The sequence below is a fragment of the Kitasatospora sp. NPDC029312 genome (assembly GCF_055569215.1).
On record NZ_JBVHXY010000035.1, the window covers coordinates 1 to 22,603 of the forward strand.

The window sequence follows — 22,603 nt, forward strand, 5'->3', positions numbered from 1 at the left end:
AGTTTCATTCATCGGATTCGCTTTCCGCCTTGCCACCCCGGTCTCCCGCGGCGACTCCGGAACTGTACGGGGACGGACCCGCCACATGCAAATCGTCCCGCCCTGCACTCGCAGGACGGGACGATCCGCGTCATCACACCGTCAGAACAACGTCAGAACGACGTCAGAACGACGTCAGAACGACGTCAGACGCGGCCCATCTCCTCGGCGATGGCCGCCGCGAAGGCGTCGATGTCGGCCTCCGTGGTGTCGTACGCGCACATCCAGCGGACCTCGCCGGTGTGCTCGTTCCAGAAGTAGAAGCGGTAACGCTTCTGCAGCCGCTCGCTCACCTCGCGCGGGAGGATCGCGAACACCGCGTTCGCCTGCACGGGGCGGACGACCTCGACGCCGTCGATCCTCCGGACCGCCGCCTCCAGCCGGCTGGCCATCGCGTTGGCGTGGCCGGCGTTGCGCAGGTAGAGGTCGCCCGAGAGCAGGGCCTCGAACTGGACGGAGAGGAAGCGCATCTTCGAGGCGAGCTGCATCGAGGTCTTGCGCAGGTACTTGATGTTGCGCACCCGCTCCGGGTTGAGCACCACCACGACCTCGCCGAAGAGCAGGCCGTTCTTCGTGCCGCCGAAGGAGAGGACGTCGACGCCCACGTCCGTGGTGAAGGCGCGCAGCGGCAGGCCGAGCGAGGCGGCCGCGTTGGCCAGGCGGGAGCCGTCGACGTGGACCAGCATGCCCAGCTCGTGGGCGTGCTCGGTGATCGCGCGGATCTCCTCGGCGGTGTAGAGGGTGCCGAGCTCGGTGCTCTGGGTGAGGGAGACCGCGAGCGGCTGCGCGCGGTGCTCGTCGCCGAAGCCCCAGGCCTGCTGGTCGAGCAGCTCGGGGGTGAGCTTGCCGTCCGGCGTGGGGACGGTGAGCAGCTTGATGCCGCCCATCTTCTCCGGGGCGCCGCCCTCGTCCACGTGGATGTGGGCGCTCTCGGCGCAGACCACGGCGCCCCAGCGCGGCAGCAGCGCCTGGAGGGCGACCACGTTGGCGCCGGTGCCGTTGAAGACGGGGTACGCCTCGGCCGTGTCGCCGAAGTGGCGGCGGAAGACGTCCTGGAGGTGCGCCGTGTAGTCGTCCTCGCCGTAGGCGACCTGGTGGCCGCCGTTGGCGAGGGCGATCGCGGCGAGGATCTCGGGGTGGACGCCGGCGTAGTTGTCGCTGGCGAAGCCACGGACGGCGGGGTCGTGCCGCCGTACCGCGTCCGTCCGGGTGAGCTCGGTCATCGGGCTGTCAGCCACAGGTGCTGTCCGTTCAGTTCTGCTGCGGGGCGGTCCCAGAGGCCCGCCAGGTGTCCGGCGAGGTCGGCGGTGTCGGTGAAGCCGGCGAACTTCGCCTCCGGCTTCTCGGCCCGCATCTCGGGACTGACCAACGCCTTGATCACCAGGATGGCAGCCGCAGCGGTGGGCTCACCGTCCGGGGAGGTGGTCTCCTTCTTGAAGGAGTCGGCCATGGCGAGGGTCCAGGCCTCGGTGGCGGCCTTGGCGGCCGCGTAGGCGGCGCCGCCCGCGGTGGGCTTGTGCGCGGCCGCGGCGGAGATCATCGCGTAGCGGCCGGCCTGGCTGCGGACCAGCGCGGGCTGGAAGGCCAGCGAGGTGTGCTGGAGGGTCCGCACGACGGTGTCGTGCAGGAAGTCCCAGTCGTCCAGGCGGGTGTCGAAGAAGGTCTTGCTGCCGCGCCAGCCGCCCACCAGGTGGAACAGGCCGTCGACGTGGCCGTGCTCGGCCTCCAGGTGGTCGGCCCAATCGTGGACCTCCTGCGGGTCGAGGAGGTCGATCACCTGGCCGCTGACCTTGGCGCCGCGCACCGCGATGCGGGTGGCGTCGAGCGCCGACTCCAGCCGCTGGGCGTCGATGTCCGCGCCGATCACGGTGGCGCCGTCGGCGGCCAGGCGACGCAGCACGGCCTGGCCGGCCGGGCCACTGGCCCCGGCGACGGCGATGACCTTGCCGGCCAGCTTGGTGTCGGGGGTGGTGGTGGTCACGCGGCAACTCCCTGGATACCGGCGCCGGTGATTCCGGCGGTGGCGGCGATGACGCCGCCGAGCTTCTTGGACAGGGCCTCGTAGAACATGCTCAGCGGGAATTCGTCCGGGAGCACGGCGTCGCACAGCGCCTTGTTGAGGGCCTTGCCGTCGGTGATGTCGAGCGGCAGCGCCTCCGGGCCCTTGGCCCAGGTGGAGGCGGGGTGCGGGGTGAGGTAGCGGGAGACCAGCTGGTAGGCGGCGATCCAGTGGGCCGGCTTGGGCCGGTCGATGCCGTCGCGGTAGAGGGTCTCGATCTCGCCGCAGAGCGCGTTGGTGACCTGCTGGACGCGGTCCCAGTCGATGCTGAGGCGGTTGTCGCGCCAGCGCAGCGCGTCGTGCTTGTGGAGGTACGCGAAGAGCAGCTGGCCGCCGAGGCCGTCGTAGTTGCGGACGCGGTCGCCGCTGACCGGGAAGCGGAAGAGGCGGTCGAACAGGATTGCGTACTGGACGTCGCGGGCGTGGGGGTTGCCCTCGGCCTCGAGCTTCACCGCCTCCTTGAAGGTGGTGAGGTCACAGCGGAGCTCCTCCAGGCCGTACATCCAGAAGGGGCTGCGCTGCTTGATCATGAAGGGGTCGAACGGCAGGTCGCCGTGGCTGTGGGTGCGGTCGTGGACGAGGTCCCACAGGACGAAGGTCTCCTGGGTGCGGTGCTGGTCCTTGAGCAGGCCCTCGGCGTCGGCCGGGATCTCCAGGCCGAGCTGCTGGACGGCGCTGGTGGAGACGGCGCGGAAGCGGGCGGCCTCGCGGTCGCAGAAGATGCCGCCCCAGGTGAAACGTTCCGGCGCCTTGCGCACGGCGACCGTCTCGGGGAAGAGGACGGCGGAGTTGGTGTCGTAGCCGGCGGTGAAGTCCGTGAAGGTGATCGGCACGAACATCGGGTTGTCGAAGCGGGTGCGCTCCAGCTCGGCCAGCCAGTCGGGCCACACGACGCGCAGCAGCACGGCTTCCAGGTTGCGGTTCGGGTTGCCGTTCTGGGTGTACATCGGGAAGACGACCAGGTGCTCCAGGCCGTCCTCGCGCTGGTCGGCGGGCTGGAAGGCGAGCAGCGAGTCCAGGAAGTCGGGCTCCCGGAAGCCGGTGTCGGCCCACTTCGCCAGGTCCGCGTCGACGGCGGCCAGGTAGGCGGCGTCGTGCGGGAAGTTCGGGGCGAGCTCCTTGACGGTGGCGCGGACGGTGGCCACCAGCGGGTCGACGGTGTGCCGCTGGACAGCGGACAGGTCGATCGAACCGTCCTTGGACTGCAGCGGGCGCAGTGCCTCGACGGCTTCCTTCAGGCGCAGCCACGCCGGGTGGGCGGCGAGGGTCGAAACCGGGGCGTCGGCCGCCGCAGCGAGCCTTGGCGAAAGATTCTGCATCGTGGACTCACTTCGACAGGAGTTATTCAACGAGGACACCATAGATACGAAAGGTTCTCCCGTTCAAGGGGGGCAGGACGGACAAAGCTCCGGTGGGTCGGCGCTCCGGCCCGAGACCCTGCGTCGGAAGACCGCCAAGTCCGGTATGTGGCACTGATCTGGATGTCCTGGACAGATGCGCTGCTCTGATGCGAACCTCCCGGCATGTTCCCGGCGGTGATCACGGTGGCCGAACGCCACGACGGCCCGTTCCGGCTGCGCTCCGGTCGGCAGACCGGGAGCGGGCAGACCGGCGGTCGCTGCCGCACGCGCGGCCGCGGCGATCGCATGGGCCGAAGCGGCCGCTGTCGCCCCTGTTGTTGACCCGGTCGCGCTGACCCGGTCGCGCCGCCGCCCCCGTCGCGTCGGCCTAGCCGCCCGCGTCGGCGGTCCGCCGCCGGGGCGACCCGGGGGCCCGTCGAGCCGGCTCAGCGGCGCCGCGCACGTGGGCCCGTACGCCGACCATGCCGTGTGTGTTCCGGCGCCGCCACCGGGGAAGTGACCCACCGGGACGCGTCCCGCCCCACTCCGCGACGCCGAGCCCCGCCGTCCGCCACGCCCCGTCCCGCTCCTCCTGCTTCTCCGCCCGCCCGGTCCTTCCTCTGGAGCGCTGCCATGACCCTCCACACGCCGACCCTCCGCACGCCGTCCGCCGTGCTGCCCCTCGCCACCCTGGTGGTCGCCGCCGCCGCGCTGACCGCCTGTGCGCCGCAGGACGCCAAATCCGGCGGGGCCGCGGCCTCGGGTACGGCCGGTGCGGCGGCCTGCGCGCCCGGGGCGCTGGCCACGCGCACGGCGGGGAAGCTGACCGTCGGCACCGACGAGCCGGCCTACGACCCGTGGTTCTCCGAGGACAAGCCGGAGAACGGCAAGGGTTTCGAGTCGGCCGTGGCGTACGCGGTGGCGGAGCAGTTGGGCTACCCGAAGGAGAAGGTCAGCTGGGTGGTCGCGCCGTTCGGCAAGGCCACCGCGCCGGGGGCCAGGGACTTCGACTTCGACATCAACCAGGTGTCCATCAGCGACGAGCGCAAGCAGGCGGTGGACTTCTCCTCCGGTTACTACGACGTGCGTCAGGCCGTCATCGCGCTGAAGAACTCCAAGGCCGCGAACGCGAAGAGCATCGCGGACCTGAAGGGCGCCAAACTCGGCGCGCAGGTCGGCACCACCAGCCTGGACACCATCACCGGCACCATCAAGCCGAGCAGCCAGCCGGCCGTGTTCGATTCCAACGACCTGGCGAAGGCCGCGCTGAAGAACGGTCAGGTCGAGGCGTTGGTGGTGGATCTGCCGACGGCCTTCTACATCACCGGCGCCGAGGTGCCAGAGGGCCAGGTGGTGGGCCAGTTCGAGGCCGCCTCCCAGGGTGAGCAGTTCGGCCTGGTGCTGGACAAGGGCTCCGAGCTGACCGCGTGCGTGTCCCGGGCGGTGGACGCGCTGCGAGCGGACGGGACGCTGGCGAAGCTGGAGAAGCAGTGGCTGTCGGACGCCGTCTCGGCACCGGTCCTGAAGTGAGCGGGGACGCACGGCCGGCCGGACCGGTCATCGTCACCGAGCCCGCGGCGGAGGACGACGACGGGTACCGCCCCTCGGAGCGGCGGCTGGCCCACCAGGCGTACCGGCGCGGACGGGCCCGGCGCTCGGCGCTGGTCGCGACCGCCTCGACCCTGGTGACGGCGGCGGCGCTGTACCTGCTGATCGTGGATTCCCCCGGCTGGGAGGTGACGAGGCGGACCTTCTTCAACGCGCACTACGCCCGGCAGGCGCTTCCGGAGGTGTTGAAGGGGCTGCGGCTCAATCTGGAGCTGATGCTCGGCTGCGGGGTGCTGATCCTGGTCTTCGGCCTGCTCCTCGCGGTGTTGCGGACGCTGCGCGGGCCGGTGTTCCTGCCGGTGCGGCTGCTGGCCACCGCGTACGTGGACTTCTTCCTCGGGCTGCCGATGATCATCTGCCTGCTGGTGATGATCACCGGGGTGCCGGCGCTGCGGCTCAGCGGGGTGACCACCGATCCGCTGCTGCTCGGTGGAGCGGCGCTGGTGCTGACGTACTCGGCGTACGTCTCGGAGGTGTTCCGCTCGGGCATCGAGTCGGTGCACCCGAGCCAGCGGGCGGCCGCGCGGTCGCTGGGCCTGACCAACGCCCAGGCGATGCGGTACGTGGTGCTGCCGCAGGCGGTGCGCCGGGTGGTGCCGCCGCTGATCAACAACCTGGTCAGCCTGCAGAAGGACACCGGGCTGGTCTCGATCGGCGGGGCGATCGACGCGGTGTACGCCGCGAAGATCATCGCGGCGCACTCCTTCAACTTCACGCCGTACCTGGTGGCGGGGCTGGTGTTCGTCGCGCTGACCGTGCCGCTGACCCGGTTCGCCGACTGGCTGACCACCCGGATGAACCGTCGGCAGTTGCAGGGAGGAGCGGTATGAGCGGCACCGAGGTGCTCCGGCTGGAGTCGGTGCGCAAGACCTTCGGCGGGCAGGTGGTGCTGCGTGACGTGGACCTGGCCGTGCCCGAGCACTCGGTGACCGCGCTGATCGGGGCGTCCGGCTCCGGGAAGTCGACGCTGCTGCGGTGCGTCAACCTGCTCGAGGGGATCGACGACGGGGCGATCTTCCTGGACGGCGAGGAGATCACCGACCCGCGCGCGGACGAGGACGCCGTGCGCCGCCGGATCGGGGTGGTGTTCCAGTCGTACAACCTATTCCCGCACATGACGGTGCTGGAGAACATCACGCTCGCGCCGCGCCGGGTGCACCGGGTCGGTCGGGCGGAGGCCGAGGCGAGGGCGCTGGAGCTGCTGGACCGGCTCGGGCTGGCGGGCAAGGCCGGGGAGTACCCGGACCGGCTCTCCGGCGGGCAGCAGCAGCGCGTCGCCATCGTGCGGGCACTGGCGGCCGGGCCCCGGCTGCTGCTGCTCGACGAGATCACCGCGGCGCTCGACCCCGTGCTGGTCGGCGAGGTGCTGTCGGTGGTCCGGGACCTCAAGGAGCAGGGGATGACGATGGTCCTCTCCACCCATGAGATGGGCTTCGCCCGCGAGGTCGCCGACCAGGTCTGCTTCCTGGACGGCGGGGTGGTGCTCGAACAGGGGCCGCCGGAGCAGGTGTTCGGGGAGCCGCGCGAGGAGCGGACCCGGCAGTTCCTCAGCCGGGTGATGGCCTCGGGGCGACTCCAGGGCTGAACGGGCCGTGGGGCGGTCCGGGTCGGATGGCGCGAAGCGGGTCGCGTGGCGCGAAGCGGGTCGTGCGAGGCCGGGGACGGTTGCGTGAGAAGGGCCGCACCACAGTGAGCACCACTGTGCGCCCCCGCACGCGCCTGTCCGCGCCGGGCCCACAGCGGTGATCATGGACGGACGACCGTCGCTGCGCCCGCCGCCCCGGGAGGTTGCCGTTGTCCGGACCCACCCTGGTCGACTGGCTCCTCGCCCTCCTCACCGCCACCGCCGGCGTCCACTGCCTGACCCGGCTGCGGCACTCACCCTCCCCGCCCGGCGCCGCTCCCGGCCCCGCCCGTCGGCCGCCGCACGCCCGGGAGTCCGACGCCGCCGAGGCCCTGATGGGGTTCGGCATGGCGGCGATGGCCGTCACCGGTGCGACCGTCCCCGCCGTCGTCTGGGCCGGCCTGTTCGGCCTGCCCGCCGCCGGCTTCCTCCTCGCCGCGCTGTACGCCCCCACCGGCCGAGCACACCGGCTGCACCACGCGGTCGGCGCGCTCGCCATGACGTACACGGCCCTCGCGATGACCGCCTCCCCCGCCGGGCACCACCACCACGCCGCCGTCCACGGCGCGCCGCCGCTGACCGGCGCCCTGCTGCTCTACTTCGGCGGGTACTCCCTGTGGGCCGGTGCCCGACTGCTGCCCGCCGGCACCCTCGCGCTCGGGACCTCGGGCCTGCCGCAGGCGTGCCGGCTCACCATGGGCATCGGCATGTTCGCCATGCTCCTGACCATGTGACGCCCGGGCTGCTCACTCCCGCACCCACCGGACGCCGTACGCCGGTCGCCGGGTCGTCGCCCAACCACTGCCCTCGCGCGTGGCATTGGTCACTGGCTGACCGAAAGCCGTACCACCGGGCGTCGACAGCGCCTAGGTTGGCAGGGAGCGCGCTGTCGCGTTCCGCGCATACCCGGGGAGCCCATGGGATGACCACCCTGATCGGCCTGCTGCTGCTCGGACTGCTGCTCTCGACCGTCGCGCCCCGCCGACTGGCCCGGGCCCGATGGGTCGAGCGCGAACCCGTGCTGGCGCTGCTGGTGTGGCAGTGCCTGGTGACGGCCGTGCTGCTGTGCTGCGCGCTGGGCCTGGTCCTCGCGGCCTCCGCCGCCATGCCCGAGCTGCGCGAGCTGGTGTTCGCCGGCGCCCCGCACGGCGTCGAGGCCGCGTACGGTCTCCAGGACGCCGAGGGCTGGGGCCGGCTGTGCGCCGTGGTGCTCGCGGCGGGCGCCCTGCGGACGGTGCTGGCGCTCACCCGGGAGGCCTGGACGGCGAAGGCGCTGCGCAATCGCCGGCACGCCCAACTGGCGACCCGCGCGCCCGAGTTGCCTGAGGCGATCGCGGCCGCGCGCAGCCGCCGGGAGCGGCTGGTGGTGCTGGAGAACGTCCGCCCCGAAGCCTGGTCGCTGCCCGGCCCGGACTCCCGCCTGGTGGTCACCACCGGCGCTCTCCAGCAGCTCACCGCCCGGGAGTTGGCCGCCGTGCTGAGCCACGAGCGCGGTCACGTCCGGGCCCGGCACCACCTGCTCCAGCAGGTCGCCGGGGCGCTGGCCGCCGGCTTCCCCGGCGTCGGCGTGTTCAGCGCCTTCCGGGACCAGGTCGAGGAACTGATCGAGCTGGCGGCCGACGACCGGGCCGCCCGCCGCCACGGCCGGCACACCACCGCCCTCGCGCTGGCCGAACTGAACCTGGACCGCGGGGTGTTCGGCTCCTGCCCGCCCGGTCTGGCGCAGTCCCCGAAGCGGGTCGACCGGCTGCTCGCGGGCCGTCCGCGGCTGTCCGTGCCGCACCGGCTGCGGCTTACCTTGTTCGCCCTCGCCGCGCCCGCCGCAGCCGTCCTGCTGGCCGTCGCTCCCGGTCTCAATTCGATGTTCTGAGAGGTTTGCTGACGCCTGGTCAGTCGTCCTGGGGTTCCGCGCAGACCGGCCCGATCTCTCCGACGAGGGTGAGCCCGAGCACCTCCCGGTGAAGCGGCCTGGCCTGCTCGTAACGCTCCCGCCCGGCCTCGGTCAGGGTCAGCATGATGCCCCGGCGGTCGCTCTCGCACATGGCCCGGGAGACCAGCCCGGCCTTCTCCAGCCGGGCGATCAGCCGGGAGAGGGCGCTCTGGCTCAGGTGGACGGTGGGCGCCAGATCGGCCACCCGCAGCGAGGGAAGGCCCTCCGCCTCACACCCCTCCACCAGGCGCTCCAGCACCTCGAACTCGCTCATGCCCAGCCCGAACTTGTCGCCCAGCTCGCGGTCGAGCAAGCAGGCGGTAGCGGCGTGCCGGGCCAACAGGTCGCGCCACTGCGCGACCAGACCGGCTTCGGTCGGCGAGTCGAGCGCCCGGGAGGGGAGTTCTGCCACGCGGCCACCCTAGCACATGCATCGACAACTTATGCGTTCACATCTAATTCATTTGCATTGAATGCATATGCATGTACTGTCCTCCCCATGACCACCGCGACCGTCACGTCATCCGACGCATCGTCAACCAGCGGGCTGCACTGGACACCCCGCCTCTGGGGCACCCTGATCGTGCTCTGCGCCGCCATGTTCCTGGACGCCCTGGACGTCTCGATGGTGGGCGTCGCCCTCCCCTCGATCGGCTCCGAACTGCACCTCTCGACCTCCACCCTGCAGTGGGTGGTCTCCGGCTACGTCCTCGGCTACGGCGGCCTGCTGCTGCTCGGCGGCCGCGCCGCCGACCTGCTCGGCCGCCGCCGGGTCTTCCTCGTCGCCCTGACCGCCTTCGCCCTCGCCTCGCTCGTCGGCGGCCTGGTCGACGACGGCGGTCTGCTCATCGCGGCACGCTTCCTCAAGGGCGTCAGCGCCGCCTTCACCGCCCCGGCCGGCCTGTCGATCATCACCACGACCTTCGCCGAGGGCCCCGCCCGCAACCGGGCGCTGTCGATCTACACCACCTGCGGCGCCAGCGGGTTCTCCCTCGGCCTGGTGCTGAGCGGCCTGCTCACCTCCGTCGGCTGGCGCTGGACCTTCCTGATGCCCGTCCCGGTCGCGCTGCTCGCCCTCGCCTTCGCGGTGCGCCTGCTCCCCCGCCCGACCGAGGAGCGCGCCGAGGGCGGCTACGACGTGTTCGGCGCGATCACCGGCACCGCGACCGTCCTGCTCCTGGTGTTCACCGTCACCGAGGCCCAGGGCGCCGGCTGGCTGAGCCTGCGCACCCTCGGATCACTGGCCGTGGTGATCGCGCTGGCCACCGCCTTCCTGCTGATCGAGAGCCGCGCCGCCCACCCGCTGGTCCGGCTCGGCATCTTCCGCAACGGCTCGGTGGCCCGGGCCAACGTGGTCGCCTTCACGATGACCGGCGCGTACGGCGGCTTCCAGTTCGTCGTCACGCTCTACCTGCAGCACCTGCTCGGCTGGTCCGCCCTGCAGATGGCCCTCGGGCTGCTGCCCGCCGGTGCGTTCATCGCGCTCTCGGCGCCGTTCATGGGACCGATCGTCGACCGCTTCGGCACCGCCCGGCTGCTGCCGATCGGCCTGCTCGCGCTGGCCGCGGCCTTCGCCCTGTTCCTGCGCCTGGACGAGCACAGCTCCTACCTGACGCTGGTGCTGCCCTCGATGCTGCTGCTCGGCGTCGGCTTCGCGCTGGCCTTCCCCTCGGTGAACATCGCCGCCACCGACGGCGTGGCCGACGAGGAGCAGGGCCTGGCCTCGGGCCTCGTGAACACCGCGATCCAGGTCGGCACCGCGGTGGTGCTGGCCGGAGCGACCGCGATGATCACGGCCGGCAGCGCGGGCGGCGACAGCCCGCAGGCGCAGTTGGACGGCTACCGGCCGGCGCTGGCCCTCGTGACGGCGGTCGCCCTGGTCGGCCTGCTGATCGCCGCGGTCGGCGCCCTGCTGGGCCGGCGACGGAATTCAACTCCCGTAGTGGTCCCGGACTATGATTATTCGCCTGCCGGGCCGACCACGGCCCGGGCCGAGCTCCTGACCAAGCGCTGACCGTACCGGCCTTCGCCCACGACCGACCCCTGGTCGCGGACCCCCGGCGCCGGCTCCACCAAACCCCCGTGTTGGTGGAGCCGGCCGTCTTCGTCGTCCGGCCGCGCGGCCGGCGCCCCTCAGGGAACGGTTCCACGGCGCGACCGCCGGCTCCGCAAGTATATTGGCCCGGAGCCAACGAACGTTCGGAGCTGACACGATGGCACCTCGTGGGGATTCGGTCAATGAGGAGATGCGGCAACGCTCCCGTCGACGCATCATGCGGGCCACCGTGGAACTCGTTGACCAGCGCGGCTACGCGGGCACCACGCTGACCGACATCGCCGAACGGGCCGGGCTCGCCCGCGGCCTGGTCTCGTACTACTTCGACGGCAAACGGCTGCTGATGCAGTCCGCGACGCACCGGATGATGCACCAGGCGCTGTCCGGCGCGCTGGCCGAACTGGCACCCGGCGCCTCGCCCGAGGACCGGCTGGCCCGGGCCATCGACGCCGTGCTCGGGCTGGCGCTGGACCACCCCCGGGTCATGCGCTCACACCTGGCGCTGATCCTCGACCCGGACACCGGCGCCTTCGTCCAGGACCCGGAACAACAGCAGCTCGGCGCCATCCTCCAGGGCCTGCTGGACGACTGGGGCGCGCCCGATCCGGCGGCCGAGCACGCGGTGCTGCGCAGCGCGCTGATGGGCGGCTGCATCGGTGTGCTGCTGCCGGGCGCGGAGGTCCCGCTGGCGCCGATCCGGGCCGACCTGTTCCGCCGCTACGGCCTGGCCTGGGAACTGGGCCGTCCCCCGCAGCCGCTGCCGCCGGAGCACGAACGGCCGCCCGCCCGCGGGTGACGGCGGGTGGACGGCGGGGGTGGACGGCCGGTGACGGACGGCTGGTGACGACGGCCGGTGACGGATGGCGGGTGGACGGCGGTCGCCGAGAGCCGGCGAGCCGGCGAGCCGGCGAGCCGGCGTCGTCCGGGTCCGGCGGCCGAGCGGAGTCGGGGCCTGCGGCGGCCCTGCCGAGCCGGGGCTCAGCGCTCCTTCAGGATCGAGGCCAGCAGGTCTATGGTGCGCTCGGGGGTGAGGCTGTCCACGCAGAGCCGCTCCATGACCTGGATGTAGGCGTCGACGTCATCGCGCTTGTCCAGGTAGAGCGCACTGGTGAGCTGCTCCAGGTAGACCACGTCGGCGAGGTCCTGCTCGGGGAAGCGCAGGATGGTGAAGGCGCCGGACTCCCCGGCGTGCGCGCCGAAGCGGAAGGGCATGACCTGGATCACCACGTTGGCCTGCTCGGCGACGTCGATCAGGTACTGGACCTGACCGCGCATCACCTTGGGCCCGCCGACGGGCCGGCGCAGCGCCGCCTCGTCGATCACCGCCCACAGGCGCGGGTTGGCGCCCTCGGTCAGCAGCTTCTGGCGGCGCAGCCGGAGGCTGACCCGCCGCTCGACCTCCTCCTCGCTGATGACCGGCCGACTCTGACCGAAAACCGCCCGTGCGTACTCCTCGGACTGCAGCAGTCCGGGGATGAACTGCACCTCGTAGGTGCGGATCAGCTGGGCGGCCTCCTCAAGGCCGACGTAGGTCTGGAACCAGCCCGGGAGCACGTCGTTGAAACTGTGCCACCAGCCGGACTTGTTGGCCTCGCGGACCAGGCCGAGCAGGGCCTCCCGCTCCAGGCCGTCGTCCACGCCGTAGAGACTGAGCAGGTCCGCGACGTCGCGCTCCTTGAAGGAGACGCGGCCCAGTTCCATGCGGCTGATCTTGGACTCGGAAGCGCGGATCGCGTAGCCCGCGTCCTCACGGGTGATGCCGCGCGCCTCACGTAGGCGACGCAGCTGCGAGCCAAGGAGGATCCGGCGGACCATCGAGCCGCCGCCCGGCTGAACTGTGGTCATGCGGTCGAAACCTCCACCTAGGGCAAACAGCGCACAGTCTGCCATCAGTTGAGCGCTCACGGTGCCGATACTGACGGATGTTCCTATCAGTTCCGCACTCCGCACACCAGGATGCACGTGCATCCGGCGCTTGCATATGCCAATTGTGCGACTGCACGTGAATCGACTCTTGCATCTGCAGTGAGCGCACACCACCATGGTGCACGTGCACCTGCACATCCCTGGCAATCCCGCGGGCTCCGCGTCGACCCCACGCGCGACTCCGTGCACCGACCCGGCGTCCCACGCACCGTCGGGCGTTCGAGTGCGCGGGCGCCTGGTCGAGGGGGCGGCCGAGCGGCCGAGCGAGTCGGAGGTGACCGGCATGACCCCGGCGGGTCCAGCCGTGTCCGCCCCCTTATGGGAGGAGCTCTTCATGAGCACCGGTACGGCTTTGGCGGTTGACCCCCATGTGGTCACCTGTACGCTCGCTCCTCGCTTCGAATCGGTCAGAACCGCGCGCGACTTCACCCGGACCGCCCTTCAGCGTTGGAGCCTCATGGAGCTGTTCGACGATGTCGCGCTGGTGGCCTCGGAACTCGTGACCAATGCGCTCCGGCACGCGATCGGCGCACGGCCCGACCGGTCGGGCTGCGCCCTGGGCGAGTACGACTTTCCCACACAGCCGACCGCGGACGGACGGCTGCCGATCCGAATAAGCCTGGTGCACCGCGCGCCCCAGGTGGTCTGCGCGGTGAGCGATCCGAGCAGCATCGGACCGGTCGCCCGGGAAGCGGACTTCGTGGCGGAATCCGGCCGCGGGCTGCACCTGGTGGAGTCGTTCAGCCGTTCCTGGGGCTGGCACCCGCTGGGCAGCGGCAAAGTGGTCTGGGCCGTGTTCGAGGCCGAGCCGGCCACGGGCGTCGGGTTCGACGGACAGGTCGAAGTCGGTGGACGGCACCGGCGTTCGGCCTAGCGCCGCCCGGCACACGGCCGGCCGAAGGACGACCCGGGAGGACCACACCCCGGGCCCTTCCCCACGGCCCACGGGCTCTTTCACGCGGCGCACGGGCCTTTCCGCACGGCCCGCAACCCACCGGCCGCGCGGAGCGTTCCGGGAAAGAGACGCCCGGAGAAAAAGACAAAGGCCGTCGCGGTGTCAGCACCCACGACGGCCCCCCGATGGTGGAGCAGCGGCCGGTCAGACGGCCAGGTGGTCGAACTCCCCGTCCTTGGCCCCCAGCAGCAGGGCCGCGATCTCGGCCCGGGTGTAGATGAGCGCCGGACCGTCCGGGAAGCGCGAGTTGCGCATCGCGACGTCGCCGCCGGGCAGGGCCGCGAACTCGACGCAGTTGCCCTGGGAGTTGCTGTGCCGGCTCTTCTGCCAGACCACCCCCTCGAGGTCGGTGGCGGCCATCCCGTTGTAGGTGTGGTCAGAGCCGTGTGTGTCATGCGAGTCGTGCATAGAAGTCTCCCGAAGAGCTCCGGAGTTGTCGTCCAGCGCGGCGCCCCGGCACCGCCGAACGAACGGACCGGCCCCGTACCGGTCCGGCACAACGCCTCACTTGACGCGATGATAGCCGCAGTGCACGTGCATCAGCACGGGACGTTGCAGGTGCATGAGGCCTTTTACCGGTCGCCCCGAACTCTTCACGACCCCTTCTCCTGACGGTACGTAAACGGACATAGCCGAGTGAATCGACGAGCCGGCGATAACCGGCCGTGAGCGACCCCCCGCTAAATGTTGATCTTCGAATGCCCGGAGTCGCACCGCCGTGACGCTCCGTCAGACGCCCCTCCGGTTGTGAGACATCTCACGCGCCCCACATGCAACGCGACCGCCTGCGGCACACGTCAAGGCAACTGCGGGCGAGCACTCGGGCGTTGGGCGAGGAATGTCCGGATTGTAGGCAAAGCGCCCGGACCGGTGCGGCGGGAACACGACCCGCGCACCACGACCGCTCCAAACCCGTACGGCGGCCGACTGTAGGCCTGACAGGCAGATGTCCTACGATCTCCGGCATGAGCACCGCAGCCATCCCGGGCGCGCCACTGCCCGTCCGCACTCCAGGCTCCCGTGCGCGGGGGCGCCACCGCCGCCCTGAGCGCCCCGAGATCCCCACCGGCTCGCCGGCCCTGGTGCTCGCCGTGCCCGCGATCGCCGGGCCCGAGTCCCGTTCGGTCGTGGAGGAACTGCTCTCGATCGTCCGCAGCGAGCACACCGGCGTCCAGGCGGCGGTCGGCTACCTCCCCGCCGACGGCGCCGCGGGCAGGGGCGGGGACGAGCGCACCGTCGCCGAGCTGTTGGCCGGGGCCGCCGAGGCGGGCCTGCCGACGCCCGTCGTCGTGCCGCTGGTGCCGGGGCCGCACGGATTCCTGGCCGGACTGCACGCCATCGCCGCCGAGTACGGCGCGACCGTCACCGACGCGCTGGGCCCGCACCCGCTGCTGGCCGAGGCCGTGCACGTACGGCTCTCCGAGGCCGGGCTGGCCCGGGCCGACCGGGCCCGGCTGTTCGCCATCGCGACCGCCGCGGACGGCGTGGTCCTGACCACCGTGGGCGGCGAGGACGCAGCCGCCGCGGCCGGGATCACCGGTGTGCTGCTGGCCGCCCGGCTGGCCGTCCCGGTGGTCGCCGCCGCGCTCGACGTACCCGGCTCGGTCGCCGGGGCCGTCAACCACCTCAAGGAGACCGGCTCCCAGCGCCCGGCGCTGGCCCCGCTGGTGATCGGCCCCGAGGCGGACTCGGAGCTGCTCGCCACGGCCGCCGAGGAAACCGGCTGCCCCTCGGCCGCGCCGCTGGGCGCCTACCCGGCCATCGGCCAGCTGATCGCCTCCACCTACCTGGCCGCGCTGCCGATGCCGTCCCCGGAGGAGCTGGCCCGGGCCGAGGAGGAGGCCGCGGCGGCCGAGGAGGGCTCCCGCGGCGCCCACGCGGCCGCCCAGGGGCCTCTGGAGGCCTGACAGGCGGCCTCCGGGCCCGCCGGTCGCGCCACTTGTCGCGCTCGTCCCGCATCGAAGGTCCGAAGGGCCCGGAACGGCTTCGTTCCGGGCCCTTCGGCTTGCCCGCGCCCGCACTCCCGCTCCCGCCCCGTCCGGTTGTCCTGGTACGGGAAATAAAGGAGATAGGGGTGCGATCGGGCGTGATGTCCGATCTGTCGCGCTTTCGGACCGGAATGCCGGGACCGTTTTCCGGCGCTCGTTCCATCGCCACCGGCCGCCGCCACGGCGCGCCCGTCACGCTCGTCGACAGCCCGTCAGCCCGTTTCTGAGGCGGAGACAATTTCGCGGGTCCGCAAGTGGATTATCGGAAAACGATCATTTTTGATCACGACCGAAGTCCGATTTGACTGTTTTCCGTAAACCGTGATGCACATCACAGATGTTTGCAGTTTGAACTTAAGTCTGCTTAACGTGCTCCCCGTTCGTGACCACACGGACCCAGTTCATCCGCAACGCCGAATCCTGCCGTCGGATGTCCTGGCAGCGCGAAAACGCACCACGGCAGGAGCGGGGGAACCACAGGTAAGTCGCCCCGGGCCGTTCTTCGGAACGGTCCAGGGCTAGGGGTGAAGCCGCGCCCACAGCGCGGCCGGGCAACTCCGGCCCGAATCCGACAGCTCACCTCGCAGGCGTGGGAGAGGACCGCGTCTTCATGCTGCCCACCAACGGCACCCGCCTGTCCGGCCGTACCCGTCGCGTGATCGCCGCCCTCGGCGTCGCGGGCGTCGGCCTCACCATCCCCTGCCTCACCACCGGCACCGCCAACGCCGCCTCCGTCGCCACCTGGGACAAGGTCGCCCAGTGCGAGAGCGGCGGCAACTGGAGCATCAACACCGGCAACGGCTTCTTCGGCGGCCTGCAGTTCACCTCCAGCACCTGGGCCGCCTTCGGTGGCACCTCGTACGCCCCGCAGGCCAACCAGGCCACCAAGGACCAGCAGATCGCCGTCGCCGAGAAGGTCCTCGCCTCCCAGGGCCCCGGTGCCTGGCCCGTCTGCTCCATCCAGGCCGGTCTGACCAAGGGCGGCGCCCCGGCGGCCGTCGACACCTCGGCCGGCACCGCCGCCAAGCCCGCCGCCAAGCCCGCGCAGACCCAGGCCCCGGCCGCGAAGCCCGCCCAGCCGGCCGCGCCCGCCCCGGAGCAGGCGCAGCCCTCCACCGACTCCGCCAAGGGCACCTGGGCGCAGCAGCGCCAGGCCCACGCCCAGAACGGCGACTACACCGTCGTCGCGGGCGACTGGCTGTCCTCGATCGCCGACAAGCACAAGGTCCAGGGCGGCTGGCAGCGGCTGTACGAGCTCAACCGCAGCACCCTGACCGACGGCCCGAACACCATCTACCCGGGCCAGCACCTGACCTTCGGTGACGGCGACCAGGCCCAGGCCGACCAGTCCTCCACCTCCGGCTCGGACTTCAACTGGTTCAACCGCTCCCAGAAGGCCGGTCAGGCCGCGAACGGCGGTGCCGTGAACGCCCAGCCGACCGCCCAGGCCTCGAAGCCGGCCGCCCCGGCGCAGACCCAGGCTCCGGCCCAGGCCGCCACCGGCAGCATGGCGGCCGCGGTGTCCTTCGCCGAGTCCCAGGTCGGCCAGGCCTACGTCTACGGCGGCACCGGCAACGGCGGTTGGGACTGCTCCGGCCTCACCCAGGCCGCGCTGCGTGCCGCGGGGATCAGCATCCCGCGCGTCGCCGCCGACCAGGCCGCCGCCAGCACCCACGTCTCGCTGGACAGCCTCCAGCCGGGCGACCTGCTCTTCTGGTCCAACAACGGCCAGGACTCCGGCGTGTACCACGTCGCGATCTACGTCGGCGGCGGCAAGTACGTCGAGGCCGCCAACCCGAGCGCGGGCGTCCGCGAGCAGACCGTCGCCAACTGGGCCCCGGACTTCGCCGGCCGGGTCTGAGGCAACGGCCCACGGCTGACGGGCGACGGCTGACAGCTAACAGCCGACAGATAACAGATAACAGATTTCATCATCTGTCATCTGTCCGCCGTTGCCCGGACGCTGACCACCCGCCACCCCCGGCAAAGCCCGGGGGTGGCGGTGGCGTCTTTGTCCTCGCCCGCCGAAAGGCCGCCCCAGCCGCCACGCCGCAAAAGCGGCGCCACACGCCGACGGGCGAGCTCCGGAGAGCAACTGCTCTCCGGAGCCCGCCCGTTCACGGCGCTACCGTCCCCGGCGCTTCCCCGCCGGTTGCTCAGCGCGCGCAGGCCCCCGTGGACCCGCGCATCACCAACTCCGGCTGGAACATGAACTCCCCGCGCTGGGCGGCGTTCCCGCCGACCTCCTCCAGCAGCGCGTCCACCGCCGCCGTGGCCATCGCCTCCACCGGCTGGCGGATCGTGGTCAACGGCGGCTCGGTGAAGGCGATCAGCGGCGAGTCGTCGAAGCCGACCACCGACACGTCCTGCGGCACCGACAGCCCCCGCTGCCGCACCGCCCGGATCGCCCCGAGCGCCATCATGTCGCTCCCGCACACGATCGCCGTGCAGCCCTTGTCGAGCAGCGCCCCGGCCGCCGCGTGCCCGCCCTCCACGCTGAAGAGCGTGTGGTGGACGAGTTCCTCGGCCTCCTCCAGGCTGCGCCCGAGCACCTCGCGCATCGCGGCCGTGAAGCCCTCGATCTTGCGCAGCACCGGCACGTACCGCCGCTGCCCGACAGCCAGCCCGATCCGCTCGTGCCCGAGTTCCGCCAGGTGCTGGACGGCCATCCACATCGCGGACCGGTCGTCCGGCGAGATGAACGGTGCGTCGATCCGCTCGCTGTAGCCGTTGATCAGCACGAACGGCACCCCGCGCCCGGCCAGTCGGGCGTAGCGGTCGTGGTCGGCGGTGCTGTCGGCGTGCAGCCCGGAGACGAAGACGATGCCCGCCACGCCCCGGTCGACCAGCATCTCGACCAGTTCGTCCTCGGTGGACCCGCCCGGCGTCTGGGTGCACAGCACCGGCGTGTAGCCGTGCCGGCTGAGCACCTGCTCGATCACCTGCGCCAGCGCGGGGAAGATCGGGTTGCTCAACTCCGGCGTGATCAGTCCGATCAGTCCGGCGCTGCGCTGGCGCAGGCGGGTCGGCCGCTCGTAACCGAGCACGTCGAGCGCCGCCAGCACGGTCTGCCGGGTCGCGGCGGAGACGTTCGCCTTGCCGTTGAGTACGCGGGAGACGGTGGCTTCGCTGACCCCCGCCTGCGCCGCGATGTCTGAGAGTCGCGCCGTAGTCACGGTCCCAGAGCCTATTGCAACCACGTCAGACCGCCCACCAGCCGGTGCTGTCCGGAGCGAGCACCGTCTCGCCGCCGTCCACCACGAGTTCGGTCGAGCCGAGCAGCAGCCGACCGGGCGCCGCCATCCGCACCGGTTCGCCGGTGGTGTTCACGGTGCACACGAAGGAGCCGCGGCGGAACACCAAGGTGCCCTCGGGGGCGTTCAGCCACTCGACCTCGGTGCCGGCGCCCAGGTCCGGCTGGGACCGGCGCACGGCCAGCGCGCTGCGGTACAGCTCCAGGGTGGACGTCGGGTCGCCGGTCTGCGCCTCGACGCTGAGCTCGGCCCACTCGGCCGGCTGCGGCAGCCAGGACGGTCCGCCCGGCACCGGCCCGAAGCCGTACGGGGCCTCGGTGCCGGACCACGGGATCGGGACGCGGCAGCCGTCGCGGTAGCCGTCCTGCCCGGCCTGGCGGAAGAAGGACGGGTCCTGGCGGACCTCGTCCGGCAGGTCGGTGACGTCCGGCAGGCCGAGTTCCTCGCCCTGGTAGACGTACGCGGAGCCGGGCAGCGCGAGCATCAGCAGGCTGGCGGCGCGGGCGCGGCGCAGGCCCAGCTCGCGGTCGCCGGGGGTGCGGATCTGGGTGCCGAGGCCGGGCTCGTTGGCGAACCGGGTGGCGTGCCGGGTGACGTCGTGGTTGGACAGCACCCAGGTGGTGGGGGCGTCGACGGGGCGCATCGAGTCGAGCGACAGGTCGATCACCTCGCGCAGCGCGGCGGCGTCCCAATCGGTGCCCAGGTACTGGAAGTTGAAGGCCTGGTGCAGTTCGTCGGGCCGGACGTAGTTGGCGGTGCGCTGGACGGTCGGGGTCCAGGCCTCGGCGACGCCGATCCGCTGGCCCGGGTACTCGTCGAGGATCTTGCGCCAGCTGCGGTAGATCTCGTGCACGCCGTCCTGGTCGAAGAACGGCATGACGTCGTTGCCGAGCAGCTTGAGCTGGTCGGCGCCGCCGAGGTCGGGCAGGCCGGGGGCCTTGACCAGGCCGTGGGCGACGTCGATGCGGAAGCCGTCCACGCCCATGTCGAGCCAGAACCGCAGGATCGAGCGGAACTCGTCGGCGACGGCCTGGTTCTCCCAGTTGAAGTCGGGCTGCTCGGGGGCGAAGAGGTGCAGGTACCAGTCGCCGGGGGTGCCGTCCGGGTTCTCGGTGCGGGTCCAGGCCGGGCCGCCGAAGATGGACTCCCAGTCGTTGGGCGGCAGTTCGCCGTTCTCGCCCTTGCCGGGGCGGAAGTGGTAGCGCTCGCGCAGCGGGGACGCGGGGCCTTCGCGCAGGGCGCGCTGGAACCACTCGTGCTGGTCCGAGGAGTGGTTGGGGACGAGGTCGACGATGATCCGCAGGCCCAGCTCGTGGGCGTCCCGGATCAGGGCGTCCGCGTCCAGCAGGGTGCCGAACATCGGGTCCACCGCGCGGTAGTCGGCGACGTCGTAGCCGGCGTCCGCCTGCGGCGAGGCGTAGAACGGGGAGAGCCAGACGGCGTCCACGCCGAGGTCGCGCAGGTACGGCAGGCGGCTGCGGATGCCGGGCAGGTCGCCCATGCCGTCCCCGTTGGAGTCGGCGAAGCTGCGCGGGTACACCTGGTAGATGACCGCGTCCCGCCACCAGCCTCTGGACGCGCTGACGTTCGCCTCGTGAGCGGTGTCGGCGGCGGGCCGGGAGGTGTCGGCCAGGTTCTGGGTCATGGACGAAATCCCTTGGGGACTAGAGGAGCGGAGAACGCCGGGTCTGCGGGCGGCGCCGGGACGCGGAGTCGGCGCCGGTGCGCGCAGCGGCGTTACGACTTGGAGGCACCGGCGGTCAGGCCGGTGACCAGGTGGCGCTGCACCAGGTAGAAGAAGGCCGCGGACGGGACGGCGATCAGCACGGCGGTCGCGGCCATCAGGTTCCACTGGGCGTCGTGCTCGCTGACGAAGGTCTGCAGGCCGACGGCCAGCGTGTACTTGTCGGAGCTGAGCATGAAGGTGGAGGCGAACGGCACCTCGGCCCAGTAGGTGAGGAAGGAGTAGAAGGCGGCGACCGCCAGGCCCGGCCGGGCGAGCGGCAGCACCAGCCGCCAGAAGGTGCCGAACGGGGTGAGCCCGTCGACCCGGCCGGCCTCGTCGATCTCGACCGGGATGGTGTCGAAGTAGCCCTTCAGCAGCCAGGCGCAGTACGGCACGGTGGTGGTCGAGTAGACCAGGATCAGGCCGGTGTAGCTGTCCAGCAGGCCGAGTTCGGAGAGCATCGTGTACATCGGCACGATCAGCACCGCGATCGGGAACATCTGGGTGACCAGCAGCGACCACATCAGCGGCTTGTGCCCCGGGAATTTCATCCGGGAGACGGCGTAGCCGGTGGTGGCGGCGACCATCACGCCGAACACGGTGGTGATGCCGGAGACCAGCACGGCGTTGCCGAACCAGGTGAAGAAGTCGGTGTCGGCCAGCACGTGCTGGTAGTTCGACAGCGTGAGCTTGTCGAGGATCTGGCCGGGGTGGAGGTAGTCGGTCTTGTCCGGTCCGAGCGAGACGAACAGGATCCACGCGACCGGGAACAACGCGATCAGTCCGGCGAGGATCAGGGCGCCGTGGGACAGCGCCTTGCCCAGCGGGCCGCTCTCGCCGCGCGGGCGGACCCTGGCCGGCCTGGCGCTCGGGGCCGTGGTCGGCGCGGCGGCGGCCGGGCGTTCGGTGGTGGTGCTCATCGGGGTTACCTGCCTTCGTGGGTCAACTGGGTCCGGGGCCTCAGCCGTTGGCCTGCTCGTTGCGGGCGAGCCAGCGCCGGTAGAAGGCGGTGAAGACGATCAGGATGGACAGCAGGATCACGCCGTAGGCGGCGGACTGCGCGTAGTCCCGGGGGATCTGGCCGAAGCCGAGGCGGTAGGCCCAGGTGACCAGCAGTTGGGCGTCCGGAGCACCGCTGCCGAAGAGCAGGAAGATGACGTTGAACTGGTTGAACGTCCAGATCACGCCGAGCAGCACGACGGTGGAGGAGACGGTGCGCAGCCCGGGGAGGGTGACGTAGCGGAACTGCTGCCAACGGCTGGCGCCGTCCATCTCGGCGGCCTCGTACAGCTCGGCCGGGATCGACTGCAGCCCGCCGAGCAGCGAGATCATCATGAACGGCACGCCGGCCCAGGTGTTGACCAGGATGGCGGCCGCCTTCTGCGCCCACGGGTCGGTGAGCCAGCCGGGCTGGGGCAGGTGCAGGGCGGAGAGCGCGCTGTTGACGACGCCGCCGTCCGAGAGCATCAGGCGCCAGGAGAAGACGGTGACGAAGGTCGGCACGGCCCAGGGCAGGATGAGCAGCATCCGGTAGACGGCGCGCCCGCGCAGCTTCTTGTTGAGCAGCAGGGCGAGGCCGAGGCCGAGGGTGTAGTGCAGGAAGACGCAGATGCCCGTCCAGGCGATGGTCCACACGAAGTGCGACCAGAAGCGGTCGTACGAGCCGGGGCCCCACAGGATGTCGGCGTAGTTGTGGAGTCCGACGAAGTCGTAGCTGGCCGGGATCTCGTTGACGCCGATCGTGCGGGCGACGTTGAGGCTGTTGGCGTTCGTGAGGGTGAGCCAGAGGCCTTGGGCGAGCGGGTAGAGCACCAGGACGCCGAGCACCAGCACGACCGGGGCGGTCATCGCGTAGGCGTACCAGTGCTTGGCGTAGGAGCGCTTGAGGCGTGCCAGCGGGCCCGGACGCTGATCGCGCTCCCGGCTGCCCTTGCCGGTGGCGCCCTGGACGGCGACTGACATCGTTTGCACCTTCTCGGGGGGATTCTCGGGGGAGCCGACGGCCCGGGGGGGGGGGGGGGGGGGGGGGGGGGGGGGGGGGGGGGGGGGGGAGGGAGGGAGGGGGGGGGGGGGGGGGGGGGGGTTCTTCTATCCTTTG

20 protein-coding genes and 1 riboswitch are annotated in these 22,603 nt (G+C 71.6%); of the genes, 10 read left to right on the forward strand and 10 right to left on the reverse strand.

Annotated elements, in window-relative coordinates; translation table 11 throughout:
- Window positions 1-185: 185 nt before the first annotated feature.
- The 3 genes from ACZ4WV_RS25535 to ACZ4WV_RS25545 are packed head-to-tail and all read right to left on the reverse strand — an operon-like array spanning window position 186 to window position 3,417.
- Window positions 186-1,262 carry a threonine aldolase family protein gene (locus tag ACZ4WV_RS25535; RefSeq protein WP_465750645.1) on the reverse strand — a complete coding sequence of 359 codons (1,077 nt, stop codon included), beginning with the start codon at window positions 1,260-1,262 and terminating at the stop codon, window positions 186-188.
- Entirely contained in the window at window positions 1,259-2,020 is a 762-nt protein-coding gene (locus tag ACZ4WV_RS25540; protein ID WP_465750526.1) for an SDR family NAD(P)-dependent oxidoreductase, read from the reverse strand. The genes ACZ4WV_RS25535 and ACZ4WV_RS25540 overlap by 4 nt, the downstream gene beginning before the upstream one ends.
- A complete protein-coding gene (locus tag ACZ4WV_RS25545; RefSeq protein WP_465750528.1) occupies window positions 2,017-3,417 on the reverse strand; it encodes a DUF6421 family protein in 1,401 nt (466 codons plus the stop codon). The genes ACZ4WV_RS25540 and ACZ4WV_RS25545 overlap by 4 nt, the downstream gene beginning before the upstream one ends.
- A gap of 654 nt (window positions 3,418-4,071) precedes the next feature.
- Here ACZ4WV_RS25545 and ACZ4WV_RS25550 point away from each other — a divergent pair.
- From ACZ4WV_RS25550 to ACZ4WV_RS25570, 5 genes are all read left to right on the forward strand, one after another.
- Window positions 4,072-4,968 (forward strand): ABC transporter substrate-binding protein, encoded by an 897-nt coding sequence (locus ACZ4WV_RS25550; RefSeq protein ID WP_465750530.1) that lies wholly within the window; start codon window positions 4,072-4,074, stop codon window positions 4,966-4,968.
- Window positions 4,965-5,876 (forward strand): amino acid ABC transporter permease, encoded by a 912-nt coding sequence (locus ACZ4WV_RS25555; RefSeq protein WP_465750532.1) that lies wholly within the window; start codon window positions 4,965-4,967, stop codon window positions 5,874-5,876. Before ACZ4WV_RS25550 ends, ACZ4WV_RS25555 begins: the two co-directional genes overlap by 4 nt.
- Window positions 5,873-6,631, forward strand: coding sequence for an amino acid ABC transporter ATP-binding protein (locus tag ACZ4WV_RS25560; protein WP_465750534.1), 759 nt, complete (start codon window positions 5,873-5,875; stop codon window positions 6,629-6,631). The genes ACZ4WV_RS25555 and ACZ4WV_RS25560 overlap by 4 nt, the downstream gene beginning before the upstream one ends.
- 209 nt (window positions 6,632-6,840) lie before the next feature.
- A complete protein-coding gene (locus ACZ4WV_RS25565) occupies window positions 6,841-7,404 on the forward strand; it encodes a DUF5134 domain-containing protein (protein ID WP_465750536.1) in 564 nt (187 codons plus the stop codon).
- 188 nt (window positions 7,405-7,592) lie between these two features.
- Window positions 7,593-8,540 carry a M56 family metallopeptidase gene (locus tag ACZ4WV_RS25570; protein ID WP_465750538.1) on the forward strand — a complete coding sequence of 316 codons (948 nt, stop codon included), beginning with the start codon at window positions 7,593-7,595 and terminating at the stop codon, window positions 8,538-8,540.
- Window positions 8,541-8,559: 19 nt separating this feature from the next.
- Here ACZ4WV_RS25570 and ACZ4WV_RS25575 read toward each other — a convergent pair whose 3' ends face one another.
- Window positions 8,560-9,012, reverse strand: a complete 453-nt coding sequence (locus ACZ4WV_RS25575; RefSeq protein WP_465750539.1) for a MarR family transcriptional regulator — start codon at window positions 9,010-9,012, stop codon at window positions 8,560-8,562.
- 87 nt (window positions 9,013-9,099) lie between these two features.
- On the opposite strand from ACZ4WV_RS25575, the gene ACZ4WV_RS25580 reads away from it, so the two are divergent.
- On the forward strand, window positions 9,100-10,614 hold the full coding sequence (locus ACZ4WV_RS25580; protein ID WP_465750541.1) for an MFS transporter: 1,515 nt from the start codon (window positions 9,100-9,102) through the stop codon (window positions 10,612-10,614).
- A gap of 271 nt (window positions 10,615-10,885) precedes the next feature.
- A complete protein-coding gene (locus ACZ4WV_RS25585) occupies window positions 10,886-11,452 on the forward strand; it encodes a TetR/AcrR family transcriptional regulator (RefSeq protein WP_465750543.1) in 567 nt (188 codons plus the stop codon).
- A gap of 182 nt (window positions 11,453-11,634) precedes the next feature.
- Here the strand turns inward: ACZ4WV_RS25585 and ACZ4WV_RS25590 are convergent, their stop codons facing one another.
- Complete coding sequence (locus ACZ4WV_RS25590; protein ID WP_355676238.1) at window positions 11,635-12,501, reverse strand: helix-turn-helix domain-containing protein; 867 nt, start codon at window positions 12,499-12,501, stop codon at window positions 11,635-11,637.
- A 415-nt stretch (window positions 12,502-12,916) separates the two neighbouring features.
- Between ACZ4WV_RS25590 and ACZ4WV_RS25595 the strand changes: the two genes are divergently transcribed.
- Window positions 12,917-13,456 (forward strand): ATP-binding protein, encoded by a 540-nt coding sequence (locus ACZ4WV_RS25595; RefSeq protein ID WP_465750545.1) that lies wholly within the window; start codon window positions 12,917-12,919, stop codon window positions 13,454-13,456.
- 225 nt (window positions 13,457-13,681) lie between these two features.
- Here the strand turns inward: ACZ4WV_RS25595 and ACZ4WV_RS25600 are convergent, their stop codons facing one another.
- A complete protein-coding gene (locus tag ACZ4WV_RS25600; protein ID WP_465750547.1) occupies window positions 13,682-13,945 on the reverse strand; it encodes a DUF397 domain-containing protein in 264 nt (87 codons plus the stop codon).
- A gap of 557 nt (window positions 13,946-14,502) precedes the next feature.
- Between ACZ4WV_RS25600 and ACZ4WV_RS25605 the strand changes: the two genes are divergently transcribed.
- Both ACZ4WV_RS25605 and ACZ4WV_RS25610 read left to right on the forward strand, forming a co-directional pair.
- Window positions 14,503-15,444, forward strand: coding sequence for a sirohydrochlorin chelatase family protein (locus ACZ4WV_RS25605; protein WP_465750549.1), 942 nt, complete (start codon window positions 14,503-14,505; stop codon window positions 15,442-15,444).
- Between the two features lie 492 nt (window positions 15,445-15,936).
- Window positions 15,937-16,123, forward strand: a riboswitch (cyclic di-AMP (ydaO/yuaA leader).
- Entirely contained in the window at window positions 16,115-17,386 is a 1,272-nt protein-coding gene (locus ACZ4WV_RS25610; RefSeq protein WP_465750551.1) for a transglycosylase family protein, read from the forward strand. Its footprint overlaps the riboswitch before it by 9 nt.
- 295 nt (window positions 17,387-17,681) lie before the next feature.
- Here ACZ4WV_RS25610 and ACZ4WV_RS25615 read toward each other — a convergent pair whose 3' ends face one another.
- From ACZ4WV_RS25615 to ACZ4WV_RS25630, 4 genes are all read right to left on the reverse strand, one after another.
- Window positions 17,682-18,701, reverse strand: a complete 1,020-nt coding sequence (locus ACZ4WV_RS25615) for a LacI family DNA-binding transcriptional regulator (RefSeq protein WP_465750553.1) — start codon at window positions 18,699-18,701, stop codon at window positions 17,682-17,684.
- A 25-nt stretch (window positions 18,702-18,726) separates the two neighbouring features.
- Entirely contained in the window at window positions 18,727-20,424 is a 1,698-nt protein-coding gene (locus ACZ4WV_RS25620; RefSeq protein WP_465750555.1) for a glycoside hydrolase family 13 protein, read from the reverse strand.
- A 92-nt stretch (window positions 20,425-20,516) separates the two neighbouring features.
- Window positions 20,517-21,425, reverse strand: coding sequence for a sugar ABC transporter permease (locus ACZ4WV_RS25625; RefSeq protein ID WP_465750557.1), 909 nt, complete (start codon window positions 21,423-21,425; stop codon window positions 20,517-20,519).
- A gap of 40 nt (window positions 21,426-21,465) precedes the next feature.
- Window positions 21,466-22,467 (reverse strand): carbohydrate ABC transporter permease, encoded by a 1,002-nt coding sequence (locus ACZ4WV_RS25630; protein WP_465750559.1) that lies wholly within the window; start codon window positions 22,465-22,467, stop codon window positions 21,466-21,468.
- Window positions 22,468-22,603 lie beyond the last annotated feature (136 nt).